Annotated in this window: 13 protein-coding genes; 9 read left to right on the forward strand and 4 right to left on the reverse strand. The window is 56.1% G+C overall.

The window, feature by feature from the left end:
• The first annotated feature begins 49 nt into the window (after positions 1–49).
• The 5 genes from purL (at position 50) to glnB (ending at position 8,512) form a co-directional block, all read left to right on the forward strand.
• Positions 50–3,940, forward strand: a complete 3,891-nt coding sequence (gene purL, locus ACQE3Z_RS00625) for a phosphoribosylformylglycinamidine synthase (RefSeq protein WP_426971630.1) — start codon at positions 50–52, stop codon at positions 3,938–3,940.
• 623 nt (positions 3,941–4,563) lie between these two features.
• Positions 4,564–5,988 carry a sensor histidine kinase gene (locus tag ACQE3Z_RS00630; protein WP_426971631.1) on the forward strand — a complete coding sequence of 475 codons (1,425 nt, stop codon included), beginning with the start codon at positions 4,564–4,566 and terminating at the stop codon, positions 5,986–5,988.
• A gap of 6 nt (positions 5,989–5,994) precedes the next feature.
• A complete protein-coding gene (gene qseG, locus ACQE3Z_RS00635) occupies positions 5,995–6,714 on the forward strand; it encodes a two-component system QseEF-associated lipoprotein QseG (protein WP_250650612.1) in 720 nt (239 codons plus the stop codon).
• Positions 6,714–8,051 carry a two-component system response regulator GlrR gene (gene glrR, locus ACQE3Z_RS00640; RefSeq protein WP_250650611.1) on the forward strand — a complete coding sequence of 446 codons (1,338 nt, stop codon included), beginning with the start codon at positions 6,714–6,716 and terminating at the stop codon, positions 8,049–8,051. The genes qseG and glrR overlap by 1 nt, the downstream gene beginning before the upstream one ends.
• Before the next feature lie 122 nt (positions 8,052–8,173).
• Positions 8,174–8,512, forward strand: coding sequence for a nitrogen regulatory protein P-II (glnB, locus tag ACQE3Z_RS00645; protein ID WP_038624670.1), 339 nt, complete (start codon positions 8,174–8,176; stop codon positions 8,510–8,512).
• Positions 8,513–8,623: 111 nt separating this feature from the next.
• Here the strand turns inward: glnB and ACQE3Z_RS00650 are convergent, their stop codons facing one another.
• The gene (locus tag ACQE3Z_RS00650) at positions 8,624–9,316 is read right to left on the reverse strand and encodes an aspartate/glutamate racemase family protein (RefSeq protein ID WP_426971634.1); all 693 of its coding nucleotides are present in this window, start codon (positions 9,314–9,316) and stop codon (positions 8,624–8,626) included.
• 37 nt (positions 9,317–9,353) lie between these two features.
• Positions 9,354–10,538 (reverse strand): NO-inducible flavohemoprotein, encoded by a 1,185-nt coding sequence (hmpA, locus tag ACQE3Z_RS00655; protein WP_426971635.1) that lies wholly within the window; start codon positions 10,536–10,538, stop codon positions 9,354–9,356.
• Between the two features lie 320 nt (positions 10,539–10,858).
• On the opposite strand from hmpA, the gene glyA reads away from it, so the two are divergent.
• The gene (gene glyA, locus ACQE3Z_RS00660; protein WP_426971636.1) at positions 10,859–12,112 is read left to right on the forward strand and encodes a serine hydroxymethyltransferase; all 1,254 of its coding nucleotides are present in this window, start codon (positions 10,859–10,861) and stop codon (positions 12,110–12,112) included.
• 127 nt (positions 12,113–12,239) lie between these two features.
• Positions 12,240–13,394: a 3-phenylpropionate MFS transporter gene (locus ACQE3Z_RS00665; RefSeq protein ID WP_426971637.1), complete on the forward strand. Its 1,155-nt coding sequence runs from the start codon at positions 12,240–12,242 to the stop codon at positions 13,392–13,394.
• Here the strand turns inward: ACQE3Z_RS00665 and csiE are convergent.
• Positions 13,377–14,645, reverse strand: a complete 1,269-nt coding sequence (csiE, locus tag ACQE3Z_RS00670) for a stationary phase inducible protein CsiE (protein WP_426973022.1) — start codon at positions 14,643–14,645, stop codon at positions 13,377–13,379. The two genes, ACQE3Z_RS00665 and csiE, sit on opposite strands and share 18 nt — an antisense overlap.
• Before the next feature lie 124 nt (positions 14,646–14,769).
• Here csiE and ACQE3Z_RS00675 point away from each other — a divergent pair, with 124 nt between their 5' ends.
• On the forward strand, positions 14,770–15,417 hold the full coding sequence (locus ACQE3Z_RS00675) for a DUF1007 family protein (protein WP_426971639.1): 648 nt from the start codon (positions 14,770–14,772) through the stop codon (positions 15,415–15,417).
• Complete coding sequence (locus ACQE3Z_RS00680; RefSeq protein WP_426971641.1) at positions 15,408–16,388, forward strand: nickel/cobalt transporter; 981 nt, start codon at positions 15,408–15,410, stop codon at positions 16,386–16,388. The genes ACQE3Z_RS00675 and ACQE3Z_RS00680 overlap by 10 nt, the downstream gene beginning before the upstream one ends.
• 63 nt (positions 16,389–16,451) lie before the next feature.
• Here ACQE3Z_RS00680 and suhB read toward each other — a convergent pair whose 3' ends face one another.
• Positions 16,452–17,255 carry an inositol-1-monophosphatase gene (gene suhB / locus ACQE3Z_RS00685; RefSeq protein WP_085070691.1) on the reverse strand — a complete coding sequence of 268 codons (804 nt, stop codon included), beginning with the start codon at positions 17,253–17,255 and terminating at the stop codon, positions 16,452–16,454.
• Between the last annotated feature and the right edge of the window lie 48 nt (positions 17,256–17,303).

Raw genomic sequence — 17,303 nt, forward strand, 5'->3', positions numbered from 1 at the left:
GTTGCGCCCAAAGAAGCGCCCTCCGGCACTTCGAAGACGAGAGATCTTAATGATGGAAATTCTGCGTGGTTCGCCCGCTCTGTCGGCATTTCGTGTAAACAAACTGCTGACCCGTTTTCAGGACGCTCACCTGCCGGTGAGTGATATTTACGCCGAGTATGTCCATTTTGCCGATGTCAGCGCACCGCTGAACGCAGAAGAAAAATCCCGCCTGCAACGTCTGCTGAAATACGGTCCCTCTCTTGCTGAACATGCGCCACAAGGGCGTCTGCTGCTGGTAACGCCCCGTCCGGGCACCATTTCTCCCTGGTCTTCTAAAGCCACCGATATTGCCCATAATTGTGATTTACCGCAGGTGCGCCGTCTTGAGCGTGGGCTGGCCTTTTATGTGCAGGCGCCACAGCTAACGGAAGCACAGTGGCCGCAGCTGGCCGCGCTGCTGCATGACCGCATGATGGAAACGGTGTTTAGCGAGCTACAGGAAGCGGAAAAACTCTTTGTGCAGCAACAGCCGCAGCCGCTGCAAAGCGTTGATATTCTGACGCAAGGGCGTGCCGCGCTGGAGACGGCGAATCAGAAGCTGGGTCTGGCGTTAGCCGATGATGAAATCGACTATCTGCTGGCCGCGTTTAAAAAACTGGGACGCAACCCGAACGATATCGAGCTTTATATGTTTGCTCAGGCTAACTCTGAGCATTGCCGCCATAAAATTTTCAATGCGGACTGGGTAATCGATGGCGTATCACAGCCGAAATCCCTGTTCAGGATGATTAAAAACACCTTCGCCGCCACGCCAGACTATGTGCTGTCAGCCTATAAAGATAACGCGGCGGTAATAGAAGGCTCGGCGGTGGGGCGCTTCTATGCGGATGCGCAGCAGGGCGTTTACGATTTCCATCAGGAGCCGACCCATATTCTGATGAAGGTAGAGACCCATAACCATCCCACGGCGATCTCGCCATGGCCGGGCGCGGCAACCGGCTCCGGCGGCGAAATTCGTGACGAAGGTGCCACAGGCCGGGGCGCTAAGCCAAAGGCGGGGCTGGTGGGCTTCTCGGTTTCTAACCTGCGTATTCCCGGCTTTGAACAGCCGTGGGAAGAAGATTTCGGCAAGCCGGATCGCATTGTTAGCGCGCTGGATATTATGACCGAAGGCCCGTTGGGCGGCGCGGCGTTCAATAATGAATTTGGTCGTCCGGCGCTGAACGGTTATTTCCGTACCTATGAAGAGCGCGTAAACAGCCATAACGGCACCGAGCTGCGCGGCTACCATAAGCCAATTATGCTGGCGGGCGGTATCGGTAATATCCGTGCCGATCACGTGCAGAAAGGCGAAATTACGGTTGGCGCGAAGCTGATCGTGCTGGGCGGGCCTGCGATGAATATTGGTCTGGGGGGCGGCGCGGCCTCGTCGATGACTTCCGGCCAGTCCGACGCCGATCTCGATTTTGCATCAGTGCAACGCGATAATCCGGAGATGGAGCGTCGCTGTCAGGAAGTTATTGACCGCTGCTGGCAGCTGGGCGAAGAGAACCCGATTCTGTTTATTCACGATGTCGGCGCGGGCGGCCTGTCGAACGCGATGCCGGAACTGGTCAGCGATGGCGGACGCGGCGGACGTTTCAACCTGCGTGATATTCTCAATGATGAGCCAGGCATGAGTCCGCTTGAAGTCTGGTGTAATGAATCGCAGGAGCGCTACGTGCTGGCGGTGGCGCCAGACAAGCTGGCGCTGTTCGATCGGTTGTGTCAGCGTGAACGCGCCCCTTACGCGGTGATTGGCGAAGCGACGGAAGAGCAGCATTTAACCCTTTCCGATAGCCACTTCGACAATCAGCCGATCGACATGCCGCTGGACGTCCTGCTGGGCAAAACGCCGAAGATGACGCGCGATGTCAGTCGTCAGCAGGCGCAGGGAGAAGCGCTGGTACGCGATGGCGTTACGCTGGAAGAGGCGGTTAAACGTGTTTTACATCTGCCGACCGTAGCGGAAAAAACCTTCCTGATTACCATTGGCGATCGCAGCGTAACCGGCATGGTGGCGCGCGACCAAATGGTAGGGCCGTGGCAGATCCCGGTCGCTAACTGTGCGGTTACTACCGCCAGCCTCGACAGCTATCATGGCGAAGCTTTCTCTATTGGCGAACGTGCGCCGGTCGCACTGCTGGACTTTGCTGCCTCGGCCCGTCTGGCGGTGGGAGAGGCGTTAACTAACCTGGCGGCAACTGACATTGGCGCGCTGAAACGCGTGAAGCTCTCGGCTAACTGGATGGCCGCAGCCGGGCACCCGGGCGAAGATGCAGGCCTCTACGATGCGGTAAAAGCTATCGGCGAAGAGCTTTGTCCGGCGCTGGAGCTGACGATCCCGGTAGGGAAAGACTCAATGTCGATGAAAACCCGCTGGCAGCAGGAAAATGAGCAGCGTGAAATGACCGCGCCGCTGTCGCTGGTGATCACCGCTTTTGCTCGCGTGGAAGATGTGCGCCGCACGGTAACGCCGCAGCTGCAGACGGCGGAAGATAACGCGCTGCTGCTTATCGATTTGGGTAAAGGGCAAAATGCTCTGGGCGCAACCGCTCTGGCGCAGGTGTATCGTCAGCTGGGCGATAAACCGGCCGACGTACGTGATGTTCAGCAGCTGGCAGGCTTTTTCAGTGCCATACAGGCGCTGGTGCAGGCCGGGAAACTGTTGGCTTATCATGACCGTTCTGACGGCGGCCTGCTGGTCACGCTGGCAGAGATGGCGTTTGCCGGCCACTGCGGGATCGAAGCGGATATCGCCACGCTGGGCGCGGATGCGCTGGCGGCGCTGTTTAATGAAGAGCTGGGCGCTGTGATTCAGGTCAGCGCGCAGGATCGCGCAGTGGTAGAAGCGCTGCTGAGCGAGCATGGCCTGAGCGACTGCGTTCACTATCTTGGCAAGGCGCTGCCGGGCGATCGTTTCGTGATCCACGTGGGCGATAAAGTGGTCTACAGCGAAAGCCGCTCTACGCTACGCGTCTGGTGGGCGGAAACCACCTGGCAGATGCAGCGTCTGCGTGATAACCCCAACTGTGCCGATCAGGAACATGAAGCGAAAAAGGATGATAACGATCCGGGCCTGAACGTTCATCTCACCTTTAAGCCACAGGAAGATATCGCGGCTCCCTTTATTGCCCGCGGTGCCCGGCCAAAAGTGGCCGTGCTGCGTGAGCAGGGCGTCAACTCGCATGTTGAGATGGCGGCAGCTTTCCATCGCGCCGGCTTTGATGCGGTGGATGTGCATATGAGCGATCTGCTGGCTGGCCGTATCGGCCTGGAAGAGATGCAGGCGCTGGTTGCCTGCGGCGGTTTCTCCTATGGCGACGTGCTGGGCGCTGGCGAAGGCTGGGCGAAATCAATTTTGTTCAACAGCCGCGTTCGCGATCAGTTCGAAACCTTCTTCCATCGCCCGCAAACGCTGGCGCTGGGGGTTTGTAACGGCTGTCAGATGATGTCTAACCTGCGTGAGCTGATCCCCGGCAGCGATCTCTGGCCGCGTTTTGTACGCAACCAGTCCGAGCGTTTTGAAGCGCGCTTCAGCCTGGTTGAAGTAGCGGCCAGCCCGTCGCTGTTGCTGGAAGGTATGACTGGCTCGCGTATGCCGATTGCCGTATCGCACGGTGAAGGCTTTGTCGAAGTGCGTGACGCTGCCCATCTTGCTGCACTGGAGGCAAAAAGCATCGTGGCGCTGCGTTTTGTCGATAACTATGGCAAGGTAACCGAAAACTATCCTGCTAACCCTAACGGCTCGCCAAACGGCATAACTGCAGTGACCAGTGAAAACGGCCGCGTCACTATTATGATGCCGCATCCGGAGCGCGTGTTCCGTACCGTGAGCAACTCCTGGCATCCAGCCGAATGGCATGAGGATGGCCCGTGGATGCGCATTTTCCGCAATGCGCGTAAACAGCTGGGATAATTTCTCATCCCGCTATCAACCGCACCGTTTTCGGTGCGGTTTTTTTGTTTTTAAGGGAGCGTAGCTAATCTGCGACAGTGAAGGGGATCGGGTGTCTCCAAAATGAGACATTTAACTCTATGATATTTATAAATTATTAATAATGGTACTCAGGCTGTTGCCAATAAGCGACAGAGGCGAGGGTCGATATTTAGGTTAAGTCGCTTTTCACCAATAGCTGCCACGGCAATCCCTTAATAATTAGCCAGTTATATAAATATTTCAAAGTTGGCACATTGTTTGCTAATATATCCGCAGTGGCTCATTCACCTCCTTATGACAGCCCTGCTAACGCGGTCAAGCGCTTCATAAAACGCCGAATGACGCACAAAACGGTGCCTGCCGTCCACGTACCGATAATAGTTCGCTTGCGACTTTATCAAACACCGGGCGCAACGTTGAGTTAGGCACCACCTAATTTTAATGCGGTGAATGTTCATCGCATCTGGAACGGCAGGGCTTCGGCTCTGCCGTTTTTATTTCTGCGGCCATTGCCGCGTTCCCGCTGGCTGCTTTTTGCTTCAGACTTTCCTCCCGCCGCGTTGTTGGTTAGCATCATTCTCACTTCAATAAGGATAATGCATGTGAAAACCTGGCGACTGTTTCCGCGTTCCCTGCGTCAGCTGGTGCTGATGGCGTTTTTACTGGTCTTGCTGCCGCTGCTGGTACTGGCATGGCAAGCCTGGGAAAGCCTTTCGGCGCTCAGCCAGCAGGCTGCCGATACTAATCGCACCACGCTAACCGACATCCGGCGCAGTGAGGCTATGGCACGCACCGCGCTGGAGCTGGAGCGCAGCTATCGTCAATATTGTGTTCTTGGCGATCCGATGCTGGCGCGGCTCTATCAAACCCAGCGCGTACGCTATTCTCAGATGCTGGATGCCCACGCTCAGGTGCTGCCCGACCTGCGCGCCTGGCACAGCCTGCGTCAGGCATTGTCCCGGCTGGAGCAATTGCACTGTCTGAACAGTAACCCGATCAGCGCTGCCACGGAGAGCCTGACAAGCTTTTCCAGCGCGAACGCGCAAATGGTACAGGCCACGCGTGAAACCGCTTTTTCGCGTGGCTTACAGCTGCAACGGGAGATCGCCGAGCGCGGACAGTTCTTTGGCTGGCAGGCGCTGCTGCTGTTTATGGTAACGCTGGGGCTGGTACTGTTGTTTACCCGCATGATTATCGGACCGGTAAAAAGAGTTGAAAGGATGATCAACCGGCTGGGCGAAGGCCGGCCGCTGGGCAATATGGTCGGCTTTAAAGGCCCGCGTGAAATCCGGGCGCTGGGCCAGCGCATTATGTGGCTGAGCGAACGGCTGGCATGGCTGGAATCACAGCGCCATGAGTTTTTACGCCATATCTCCCATGAGCTAAAAACGCCTCTGGCCAGCATGCGCGAAGGCACCGAGCTGTTGGCGGATGAGGTAGCGGGGCCGCTGACCGCCGATCAGAAAGAGGTGGTCGCCATTCTGGACGGCAGCAGCCGTCATTTGCAGCGCTTGATCGAGCAGCTGCTTGACTACAACCGCAAGCTGGCAGACAGTCCGCAGCCGCTGGAAACGGTAAACCTGGCGGAAATTATTCATAGCGTGGTTGACGCGCACGCGCTTCCGGCGCGCAGTAAACTGATGCAAACCGAGGTAGACCTGCAGGTTGCCACCTGTCGAGCGGAACCGATGCTGTTGATGCGGGTGATCGATAATCTCTATTCTAACGCTGTATATTACGGCAGTGAATCCGGTACCATTTGGCTGCGCAGCCAGAAGCACGGCAACCGGGTATGGATTGATGTTGCTAACACCGGCACGCCGATTCCGGTTGCAGAACAGGCAATGATCTTTGAGCCTTTTTTCCAGGGAAGCCAGCAGCGTAAGGGCGCGGTTAAAGGCAGCGGTCTGGGGTTGAGCATTGCCAAAGATTGCCTGCGGCGTATGCAGGGCGATCTGCAGCTAATCACCACGGATCAGGCTGATGTTTGCTTCCGTATTGAACTTAATTTGAGCGCCGGGAAATGATAGCCAATGACCATATTTACATTCTCTGCCGCACAAAGTTTTGGCCGTCCTCTGCTGTTGATGTCGGCCTTACTGGTTGCTGCCTGTCAGCAGCCCACACACAGCGTTTTACCCAATCAGGCTGCGACGCCGCCTGAACCAAAAATCAATATCGTTGATTATCTGGCGGTGGATTGCGCTCGCGTCTGGCACATTGATGACAGCAGCAGTATTAAAAATCCGCTCTACTGGATACGCGCCATTGATTGCGCAGCCAGGCTGTCGCCGGTACAGGCGCGGGCGGAGGCGCACGGCTGGCCCGCCACTAACTGGCAAAACAGCTTTAAGCAGGGGATCCTGCTGGATAACGGCAACGTTACGCCGGTTGAACGGCGTCAGTACGTAGAGCAGTTGGACAGTTTCAGCGTGGCTTATCCCGCCTCGGTTCGCCCGCTACTGCAGCTGTGGCGTAATAACCAGGCGTCCCAGCTGGATTTATCAGAAAGCCGGACGCGCTACCATCATCTGCAGCAGAGCAGCGACAGTCAGCTTGATGCGCTGCGGCAAAAGCAGCGCAGCCTGAATCGGGAGTTGATGGAGACGCGTCGCAAGCTGGAGACGCTGACCGATATTGAACGGCAGCTCTCGTCGCGTAAGTCGCCTGATGTCTCAGATAATAGTCATTCTGATGAGAGCGTGACATCTGCGCCGTCAGGTGAAAACAGCCATGAAAAAGAGGCGCAATAATGCCACGTAACTCTGCCCGTTTGCTGCTGGTTGATGACGATCCCGCGCTGCTAAAGCTATTGGGAATGCGTCTGACCAGCGAAGGTTTTCAGGTCACGACGGCCAGCAGCGGGCCAGACGCGCTGCGTCAGCTGAATAAAGAGAAGGTCGATCTGGTGATCAGCGACCTGCGTATGGATGAAATGGATGGTCTGGCGCTGTTTGGCGAAATTCAGAAGCTCCATCCTGGCCTGCCGGTGATTATCCTGACGGCGCACGGCTCGATACCTGAAGCGGTTTCAGCCACGCGCCAGGGCGTTTTCAGCTTTCTTACCAAGCCTGTGGATCGGGATGCGCTCTATAAGGCGATTGATGAAGCGATGTCCCATAGCGCGCCAGCCAGCAATGATGCCTGGCGCGAAGCGATCGTTACCCGCAGCCCGCTGATGCAGCGCCTGCTGGAACAGGCGCATATGGTGGCGCAATCTGACGTCAGCGTGCTGATTAACGGGCAAAGCGGTACCGGTAAAGAGGTGCTGGCGAAGGCGATTCATGCTGCCAGCCCGCGAGCCGGTAAACCTTTTATTGCCATTAACTGCGGCGCTTTGCCGGAACAGCTGCTGGAATCGGAGCTGTTTGGTCATGCCCGGGGCGCCTTTACCGGGGCGGTAAGCGCGCGTGAAGGATTGTTCCAGGCGGCTGAAGGCGGCACGCTATTTTTAGATGAAATCGGCGATATGCCGCAAACGTTGCAGGTTAAGCTGCTGCGCGTGCTGCAGGAACGGAAAGTACGGCCTTTGGGCAGCAACCGCGACCTGGACATTAACGTGCGCATTCTTTCCGCCACCCATCGTGATTTGCCGAAAGCGATGGAGAAGCAGGAGTTTCGCGAGGATCTGTTTTACCGCCTGAATGTGGTAAGCCTGAAAATCCCGGCGTTACATGAGCGTGCCGAGGATATTCCGCTGCTGGCGAATCATCTGTTGCGCCAGGCGGCAGAACGGCATAAACCCTTTGTCCGCAGCTTCTCAACCGATGCCATGAAGCGTCTGATGAGCGCCAGCTGGCCCGGCAACGTGCGTCAGCTGGTTAACGTTATTGAGCAGTGCGTGGCGTTGACCTCCGCGCCGGTAATTAGCGAGGCGCTGGTGGAGCAGGCGCTGGCGGGCGAAAACACGGTGCTGCCGACCTTTGTCGAGGCGCGTAATCAGTTTGAACTCAACTATCTGCGTAAGCTGCTGCAGATGACCAGAGGCAACGTTACCAACGCGGCGAGGCTGGCAGGACGCAATCGCACCGAGTTTTATAAGCTGCTGGCGCGTCACGAGCTGGATGCTAACGACTTCAAAGAGTTGTAGTTTTTAGTGCCGTTCACGCGGTCAGATATGTTAGCTTAGCCTGCGGAAACAGAGATCGTATCTACCGCACACAGTCTGAGTATTACCCGTCCGGCCACGGAGGGAGAGAAAAAGGGTCCGTTATGAAAAAGATTGACGCAATTATCAAACCGTTCAAGCTCGACGATGTTCGCGAGGCGCTGGCTGAAGTGGGCATTACCGGGATGACCGTGACTGAAGTAAAAGGCTTTGGTCGCCAGAAAGGGCATACGGAGCTTTATCGCGGCGCGGAGTATATGGTCGACTTTCTGCCGAAGGTAAAGATTGAAATCGTAGTGGCTGACGACATTGTCGATACCTGCGTCGATACCATTATGCAGACGGCGCAAACGGGCAAAATCGGCGACGGCAAAATCTTTGTCTACGATGTGGCGCGCGTGGTGCGTATTCGTACCGGTGAAGAAGATGAAGAGGCGATCTGATTCCACTGGCTGCTAACGTCCAGGCGAGCTGATTGCTTTCGCGCCTGGACGCCAGTGGGGTTTAAATCCGACCGCACTCTTTGCCAGCGCCTGGTCGGGGCTGGCTTTTCATCAGGCTAATGCCAGCGCGACGGCCGCTTCAGCATGAATTTGCGTGGTGTCGAACAGCGGAACCGTGGCATCCTGTTGATCGATAAGCAGCGTAATTTCCGTACAGCCCATAATAATGGCTTCCGCTCCCTGCGCGACCAGCTCTTCCATCACCGCGCGATATTTCTCTCGGGAAGCGGCATTAATATGGCCCAGGCACAGCTCCTGATAGATAACCTGATGCACGGTTTCGCGTCCGGCTTCATCCGGGATCACTACTTCAATGCCATAGTCGTTCTGCAGCCGCTGTTTATAAAATGCCTGCTCCATCGTAAAGCGGGTGCCTAACAGCCCGACTTTACCCATCCCGGCCGTTTTAATCGCTTCCGCCGTGGCGTCGGCAATATGCAGCAGCGGAAGAGTGCACGCCGAGGCGATTGCAGGTGCCACTTTATGCATGGTATTGGTACAGAGCACGATAAAATCAGCGCCCGCCGTCTGCAAAGCGTGGGCTGCTGCCGCAAGCTTTTCTCCTGCTTCCTGCCAGTTACCGGCCGCCTGCAGCTGCTCTATTTCATAAAAATCCACGCTATACATCACCAGCCTGGCAGAGTGCAAACCACCAAGCTGCGCGTTGATGCCTTCGTTGATAATTTTGTAATAGAGCGCCGTTGACTCCCAGCTCATCCCGCCCAACAAACCGATCGTTTTCATGCGTCACCTGCGTAAATATCCGGAATCAGCAATGAGCTTAAACCACTTTGTGCGGGCCAAACACCTCATAATGAATATGCTGATGGGGAACGCCGGCATCCAGCAGCTGACGCGCAATAAATTGCATAAAGCTTACCGGACCGCAAAGATAGTAGTGGCGATCTGTTTCAGCCAGCTCGGCGGCAACGGCAGAGAGATCTATTTTGCCTTGCGCGCTAAAGCGTCCGGCATCTTGCTCACGCGGTTTGCTGTACCAGACATGGCTGTTGAAATGCGGAAGCAACGCGCCGGTTTGCGCGACTTCATCAGCAAACGCATGGCGGGCACCGTTCTCTGCTGCATGAAGCCAGCTTACCGGTGCCTGGTGAGGCTGTTTGGCAAGGGCATGCAGCATCGCCAGCATCGGCGTTAAGCCGACGCCAGCTGAAATCAGGGTCACAGGTGTTGTCGCCTCGACCTGCAGGAAAAAGTCGCCGGCCGGCGCTGCCAGATTAACCACGTCGCCAACTTTTGCTTTCGCATGCAGCCAGCCGGAAACCGTACCCAGCGCTTCATGTTTTACGGCGATGCGATAGTCGCGACCATTTGGCGCATGGGTCAGAGAGTATTGCCGGATTTCATGGTTAGCGAAGTCAGGATCCTGCACATGCACGCCCAGATACTGGCCTGGGTTAAAATCCGCCACCGGTTCGCCATCTACCGGCGTCAGGGTAAAGCTTTTAATGACCTCGCTCTGCTGCTGAATAGCGCTGATACGGAAAGGCCGTGTGCCGCGCCAGCCGCCCGGTTTTTCCTCGTGCTCATGATAAATTTCCTCTTCGCGCTGGATAAACACATTGGCCAGCACGCCATAGGCTTTGGCCCAGGCGTCCAGCACTTCCGGGCCAGGATTGAGCATTTCATCAATGGTGGCCAGCAGGTGTTTGCCCACAATCTGATACTGTTCCGGCTTAACGGAAAAACTGGTGTGTTTTTGCGCGATACGCTCTACGGCAGGCAGCAGAGCCGCCAGATTTTCAAGGTTAGCGCCATAAGCACAGATAGCGTCAAAAAGGGCCTGACGTTGATCGCCATTGCGCTGATTGCTCATATTAAACACATCTTTCAGTTCCGGGTTATGGGTAAACATCCGGTCATAAAAGTAAGCGGTTAGCGCAGGACCCGTTGCTGCCACAGCGGGCAGGGTGGATTTAACGGTGGCGATGGTTTGGGCATCAAGCATAATCACTCTCCAGTGAAATTTATAAATTGCATTTTAAATGCATGTTAATTGCTTTTGTCGTTATTTGTAAATAATCCTGGAAAAATAAAGGATGCTAACGTTAGCAATAATGAAAAACAGACAGGCGGCGACTGAATAACTGTCATGATAAAAGCAGGAAGGCAATCGGGCTGCAAACCTTGCCAGTGCTCAAGCCAATCGTTTGCGTAAAAAGCCGTTCACGAGGCTATGCTTCTACCTGCAAAACGGTTTACACTGTTGGCCTTCGCCCGTCAGGGCCATATAGTGCCGTTAAAAGTTAGCTGAGTCAGGAGATGCGGATGTTAAAGCGTGATATGAACATTGCCGATTACGATGCCGAGTTGTGGCAAGCAATGGAGCAAGAAAAGGTTCGTCAGGAAGAGCATATTGAACTGATTGCTTCAGAAAACTACACCAGCCCGCGCGTGATGCAGGCGCAAGGTTCACAGCTGACCAATAAATATGCCGAAGGCTATCCGGGCAAACGTTATTACGGCGGTTGTGAATATGTAGATATCGTTGAGCAATTGGCTATCGATCGCGCCAAAGCGCTGTTCGGCGCAGATTATGCCAACGTCCAGCCGCATTCTGGTTCACAGGCAAACTTTGCAGTCTATACCGCGCTGCTGCAGCCGGGCGATACCATTTTAGGTATGAACCTTGCACACGGCGGTCACCTGACGCACGGCTCTCCGGTAAACCTCTCTGGCAAACTGTATAACGTTGTACCTTACGGTATCGACGAAACGGGCAAAATCGATTATGACGAGCTGGCTTCGCTGGCACAGCAGCATAAGCCGAAGATGATCATTGGCGGCTTCTCCGCCTACTCTGGCGTATGCGACTGGGCAAAAATGCGTGAAATCGCCGACAGCGTTGGCGCTTACCTGTTTGTTGATATGGCACACGTTGCGGGTCTGATTGCCGCAGACGTTTATCCGAACCCGGTTCCGCATGCGCATATCGTTACCACCACCACCCATAAAACGCTGGCGGGTCCGCGCGGCGGCCTGATTCTGGCGAAGGGCGGCAACGAAGAACTGTATAAAAAGCTTAACTCTGCCGTTTTCCCAGGCGGACAGGGCGGCCCGCTGATGCACGTTATCGCGGGTAAAGCGGTGGCGCTGAAAGAAGCGATGGAGCCGGAGTTCCGGGTTTATCAGCAGCAGGTGGCGAAGAACGCCAAGGCGATGGTCGAAGTCTTCCTGGAACGTGGCTACAACGTGGTTTCCGGCGGCACCTACAACCATCTGTTCCTGCTGGATCTGGTGGATAAAAACCTTACCGGTAAAGAAGCCGATGCCGCGCTGGGCCGTGCGAACATCACCGTAAACAAAAACAGCGTGCCGAACGATCCCAAGAGCCCGTTTGTCACCTCTGGTATCCGTATCGGTACGCCGGCGGTCACCCGTCGCGGCTTTAAAGAAGCTGAAGTTCGCGAGCTGGCTGGCTGGATTGTGGATGTGCTGGATAACATCAACGATGAAGCGACCATCGAGCGCGTGAAGCAGAAAGTGCTGGAAGTTTGCGCTCGCTTCCCGGTTTACGCCTGAGAGTTTTCCTCTCGCTTTAGCTAAAAGCCCCGCCCCGTTGGCCGGGGCTTTTTTATCCCCGCAGAAACCCTTAATTGCTTATCCTTCCACGATTTGCCAAAGTAAGCGCCTTATTGTCGGGGGATATATGACGGTCCGTTCAACATACTGGTTAGCACTCGGTTACTTCACCTACTTTTTTTGTTATGGCATCTATCTGCCTTTCTGGGCCGTATGGTTAAAAGGCAGCGGGCTGGATGCGGAAAAAATCGGTCTGCTGCTGGGGGCCGGAATGATTGCCCGCTTTGGTGGCAGCCTGCTTATCGCCTCACGAGTGCGCGATCCCTCACAGCTGGTGCTGGCGCTGCGTCTGCTGGCGCTGTTAACGCTGTTGTGCGCCGCCGGGTTCTGGCTGGGACAGCAGTGGCTGTGGCTGCTGCTGGTAATGATCGGCTTCAATCTGTTTTTCTCGCCGCTGGTGCCGCTCAGCGATGCGCTGGCCGCCACCTGGACGCGCCAAATCGCGCTGCCTTACGGGCCGGTAAGACTGTGGGGTTCGCTGGCGTTTGTCATCAGCTCGGCGCTGACCGGCGTGCTGATTACCGCCTGGAACAGCCAGGCGATCCTGGCGCTGTTAAGCGTGGGCATTGTGATGATGCTGGGTGGGATGCTACTGCGACCGGCAATAATGCCAGTGGGAGAAACTCGCACCACGGAGAGCGCCGGGTGGACCGAATGGAAATCTCTGCTGCAGGAAAACAGCGTATGGCGTTTCCTGCTCTGCGTGACGCTGATGCAGGGCGCGCACGCCGCCTATTATGGCTTTAGCGCTATCTGGTGGCAGGAGGCGGGCTATTCCGCCAGCGTGGTTGGCTATTTGTGGTCGCTGGGCGTGGTGGCGGAAATTATCATTTTTGCGCTGAGCAATCGTCTGTTCCGCCGCTGGAGCGCGCGCGATCTGCTGCTGCTCTCCGGCATCTGCGCGCTGGTGCGCTGGAGCCTGATGGCCACGACCACCCAACTGCCATGGTTGATTGTCGCCCAGATCCTGCACTGCGGCAGTTTTACCGTTTGCCATCTGGCGGCAATGCGTTTTATCGCGGCGCGTCAGGGTGGGGAAGTGATTCGTCTGCAATCGGTTTATTCGGCGCTGGCGATGGGCGGCGGTATTGCGGTGATGACCATGGTGTGCGGCGTACTATTCCGCCATCTGCACGGTAATATCTTTTGGTTAATGGCGCTGCTGGTGCTGCCAGCGCTGTTTCTGCGTCCGCGCGTACAGGCCTCAGGATTCCAGCAATAGACGAATTCGCTGCTGCTGGTGAGCGGTTAACGGCAGCTCAGCATGAATGAAGGGTGGCGAATAGAGCGGTAGCGGGGCGGCATAAGGCGAGACCACCAGCGTCACGCCTTTCGGCGCTCCGTAACGCTGAAAGTCGCATGTTGATAAATATTTAATATTCAACGGCAACAGCGTGAGTTCCCGCAGCTGTTGCTCTAACTCCTTTTCCAGCGCAGCCTTATCGCCCGTCAACAGCAGCACCTGTTTCTCCTGCAAAGCACTCTCCTGCATTAGCCAGGATCCGAAAATAACGGCGATCAGGCCCATCTCTTCTGTGGAAAAGCGGATGCCATAATGATTTTCAAAGGTTTCAACAGCGCTTTGCGTGGTACGCAGCAGGCGTGGATAGAGGCGGATAACCTCCTCAGAGAGGCTGTTATCGATACCGATCAAGAAATGGCAGCGGTCCAGCGCCTGAGCCAGATGCGTGTAGAGCTGGCTGCACAGCCCCTGTTCATTGCTGAAGCGCATGCCGGAAAGAGACTGAAAGCGCGCCATCAGCCGTTGGGTTTGCTCCATGAGTTCCCGTTCGCCCTGATGCGATAATCGCCCGGGGGAGGGCGCGTGGATCATACTGAACAGCAATGTATAGAAATCGATTTCGCTGGCGTCGGGTGCAAAGCGGCAGCGCCGCTGCCAGTGCTGAATCACCTCCTGTGCCGCCAGCCGCTCGGCTTTATTTACCAGCCAAAGCTGCTGACGGGCCGAAAAACTAGCCTGGCGCGCATGGCACAGCGAATATTGCATAAACAGCTGAAGAAACAGCCGATCGCGTGGGCTAAAGTTGCGTTGCAGGCGACCTGCACAGTGTTCAATCAGGGCCTGCAGGTTGCGCTCGTTATATAAAAGCTTTTCAATCTGACGCGCCTGCAGATGCTGGCGCAGTGCAGGCGTAAAATGACCTTCGATAAATACCGGAGAAACGCGCAGCGCCCGACGCAGCCAGTGCAGCAGGCAGAGGCGTCTGTCCAGCTCTTCGCCCTGCAGCAAAAATGTGCCGTCCTGCTGCTGTAAAATGGCGAGGCGGTGATAACGCTGGATCTCTTCATCGACCTCCGCTATATCTTGCCGGGCAAGCGGAGGATCTACATGATTGAGTTGGCACAGGCTATCCAGGGTCAGCAAGGGCTCGGGCAAATAGAGCATCAGCAGGAGATGACAACGACGCTGGGAACTGGAGAAGAGTGGTGCTGTAGTTGTAGCAGAACTCATCATGAATTTTCCGGTCAGTCATACCAAAAATAAGCATAGACAACCGGCGTGACAACAGATGCATGCCGACATATTTTTATCCAGACGTTAACCTGGCTCACAGAATTGCCGTACAGGAAGATGAATGACAGCGACCACCCTGATTAAACGCGCCGGTATTGGCTGCCTGACGCTACTCCTTTCGCCTTTAGCCTGGTCTCATCCGCACAGCTTTATTGCCATGCAAACCATGCCGGTGGTCAGTAATGATGCGCTGACCGGTTTAAAGATGGTCTGGACGATGGATGAGATCACCTCAGCGGATCTGCTATATGATGCCGGCGACGCCGAGCCCGGTTCACCGGTATGGAAAAAACTGGCGGCGGAAGTAATGGCTAACGTACTGGCACAGCACTATTTCACTGAGTTCTGGCATCGGGGCAAAGCGGTAAAGTTTGATAATCTGCCGCCATCTTACGCGCTGGCTCGCAACGGGGCGCAGGCGGTGCTGACATTTGTTTTGCCGCTGGCGCAGCCGCAGCCGTTGAAAGGCCAGACCTATACTTTTAGCTCTTTTGATCCCACCTATTTTGTCGATATGACCTGGAAGAATGCTCAGGCGTTAAGCCTGCCGGAACCGCTGGCGTCCCGCTGCAAAATGACGCTGCAAACACCACAGCCGGACGCTGCGTTGAAAAATTTCGCCCTGTCGCTGGATAAAGCCGATGCGCCGCCGGAAAGCATGGACCTGGGCCGTCAGTTCGCTCAAACGGTAACGCTCTCATGTCAATGATTCTGCAACGCGATAACGCGCGCTGGCGCAGCCTGTGGCCGCTGTGGAGCGTACTGATGCTGGCGCTGCTGGGCGCGCTGGCCGCCTGGTGGTATTGGCCGCAGCTGCTGTGGCAAAGCGTTATCTGGCAAAAGGGTCTGCATCAGCAGATGATTGCTCTGTTGCAGCGAACGGCAGCGCATCCGCATCAGGCTGGGCTGGCCCTGCTGGGCTTTAGCCTGCTGTATGGCATTCTTCATGCCCTGGGGCCGGGACACGGTAAAGTAGTGATCGCCACCTTTCTCGCCACGCATCCTGTGCGCCTGAAAACCAGCCTGCGCCTGACGCTGGCCGCCGCGCTGGTGCAGGGTTCCGTGGCGGTAGCGCTGGTGACGTTGGTGTTAGTGATTCTGCAGGCCTCTTCCCGCCAGCTTCATCTCAGCAGCTACTGGCTGGAGAAGGGCAGCTATCTGCTGGTGGTCGGGCTTGGCGTCTGGCTGTGCTGGCGCGCGCTGCGTCAGTTGCGGCGTAACGGCGCGCTGCGCATTCAGCAGCTGCGTCCGCTTGATCATCAGCACGATGCGCACTGCGGCTGCGGTCACCAGCATCTGCCTGACGATCAGCAGCTGGCCCAGGCAACCAGCTGGAAAACGTCACTGCTGGTGGTACTGTCGATGGGGCTGCGCCCCTGTTCCGGTGCGATCATGATGCTGCTGTTTTCCCGGGTGATTGGCGTCTATGCATGGGGCGTGTTTAGCGCACTGGCGATGGCGCTGGGCACAGCGCTGACGGTCTCAATGATGGCGCTTTTGGTACACAGCTCGCGTACGCTGGCGATACGGCTGAACCGGCGCACTGCGCCTGCGCCCTGGCAACGCGTGGCGTTACAGAGCCTGGCGCTGGCAGGCGGTTTGCTGTTGATGACTGGCGGCGTCGTGCTGTGGCTCAGCGCGCAACCGGCGATTTCAGGCGGCCTGCGCGCGCTGCGCTGAAAAAAGATAAAAAAATGCCGCACCTTCCAGAAGAAGCGTGCGGCATTTCTCGCCAGCGTGAGATTAACGCTTCAGCGCATCGCTCAGCTCATCGCGCATGGAAGCCAGCATCGCTTTCACTACGCGCGGATTACCGGCAACGATATTACCAGAGGTCATAAAGCCATGATTACCGGTAAAGTCAGTTACCAGCGCGCCCGCTTCACGAGCAATCAGTTCGCCACCGGCGAAATCCCACGGCTTCAGGCCAATTTCAAAATAACCGTCAACGCGACCGGCAGCGACATAGCAGAGATCCAGCGCCGCTGAACCGGTACGACGGAAGTCCGCGCACTGGGTAAACAGCTTGCCAACCAGTTTCATATAGGTCGCAGCGTGCTGCTTCTGTTTGAACGGGAAGCCGGTTGCCAGAATGGTGCCGTCCAGATCGCGGGCATTGCTGCCACGCAGACGATAGCCGTTCAGCTGAGCGCCCTGGCCACGTACGGCGGAGAAGAGTTCGTTACGCATCGGATCGTAAACCACAGCCACTTCGGTGCGGCCTTTGATGCGCACAGCGATAGAGACCGCGAAATGCGGTAAGCGTTTAATAAAGTTGGTGGTGCCATCCAGCGGATCGATAATCCATTGTACATCCTGATCTTCTGCCGTCAGTTCACCACTCTCTTCACCGATAATAGTGTGCTGCGGATAAGATTTGCGAATCACCTCAATAATCAGGCGCTCGGCGTCGCGGTCAACATTGGTCACGAAATCGTTGCTGCCTTTCTGGCTAGCTTCAACGGCGTCCGGAGTTTCGTAATTTTTGGCGATTAAATTGCCGGCCTTGCGCGCAGCGCGCACGGCGATGTTGAGCATCGGATGCATCAGTATCTCTCACTGGATGTTAAAGAACGAGGAAAACGGCGCGGAGTA

The sequence above is a fragment of the Pantoea sp. FN0307 genome (assembly GCF_050113815.1).
In the GTDB taxonomy this organism is placed as follows: domain Bacteria; phylum Pseudomonadota; class Gammaproteobacteria; order Enterobacterales; family Enterobacteriaceae; genus Mixta; species Mixta alhagi.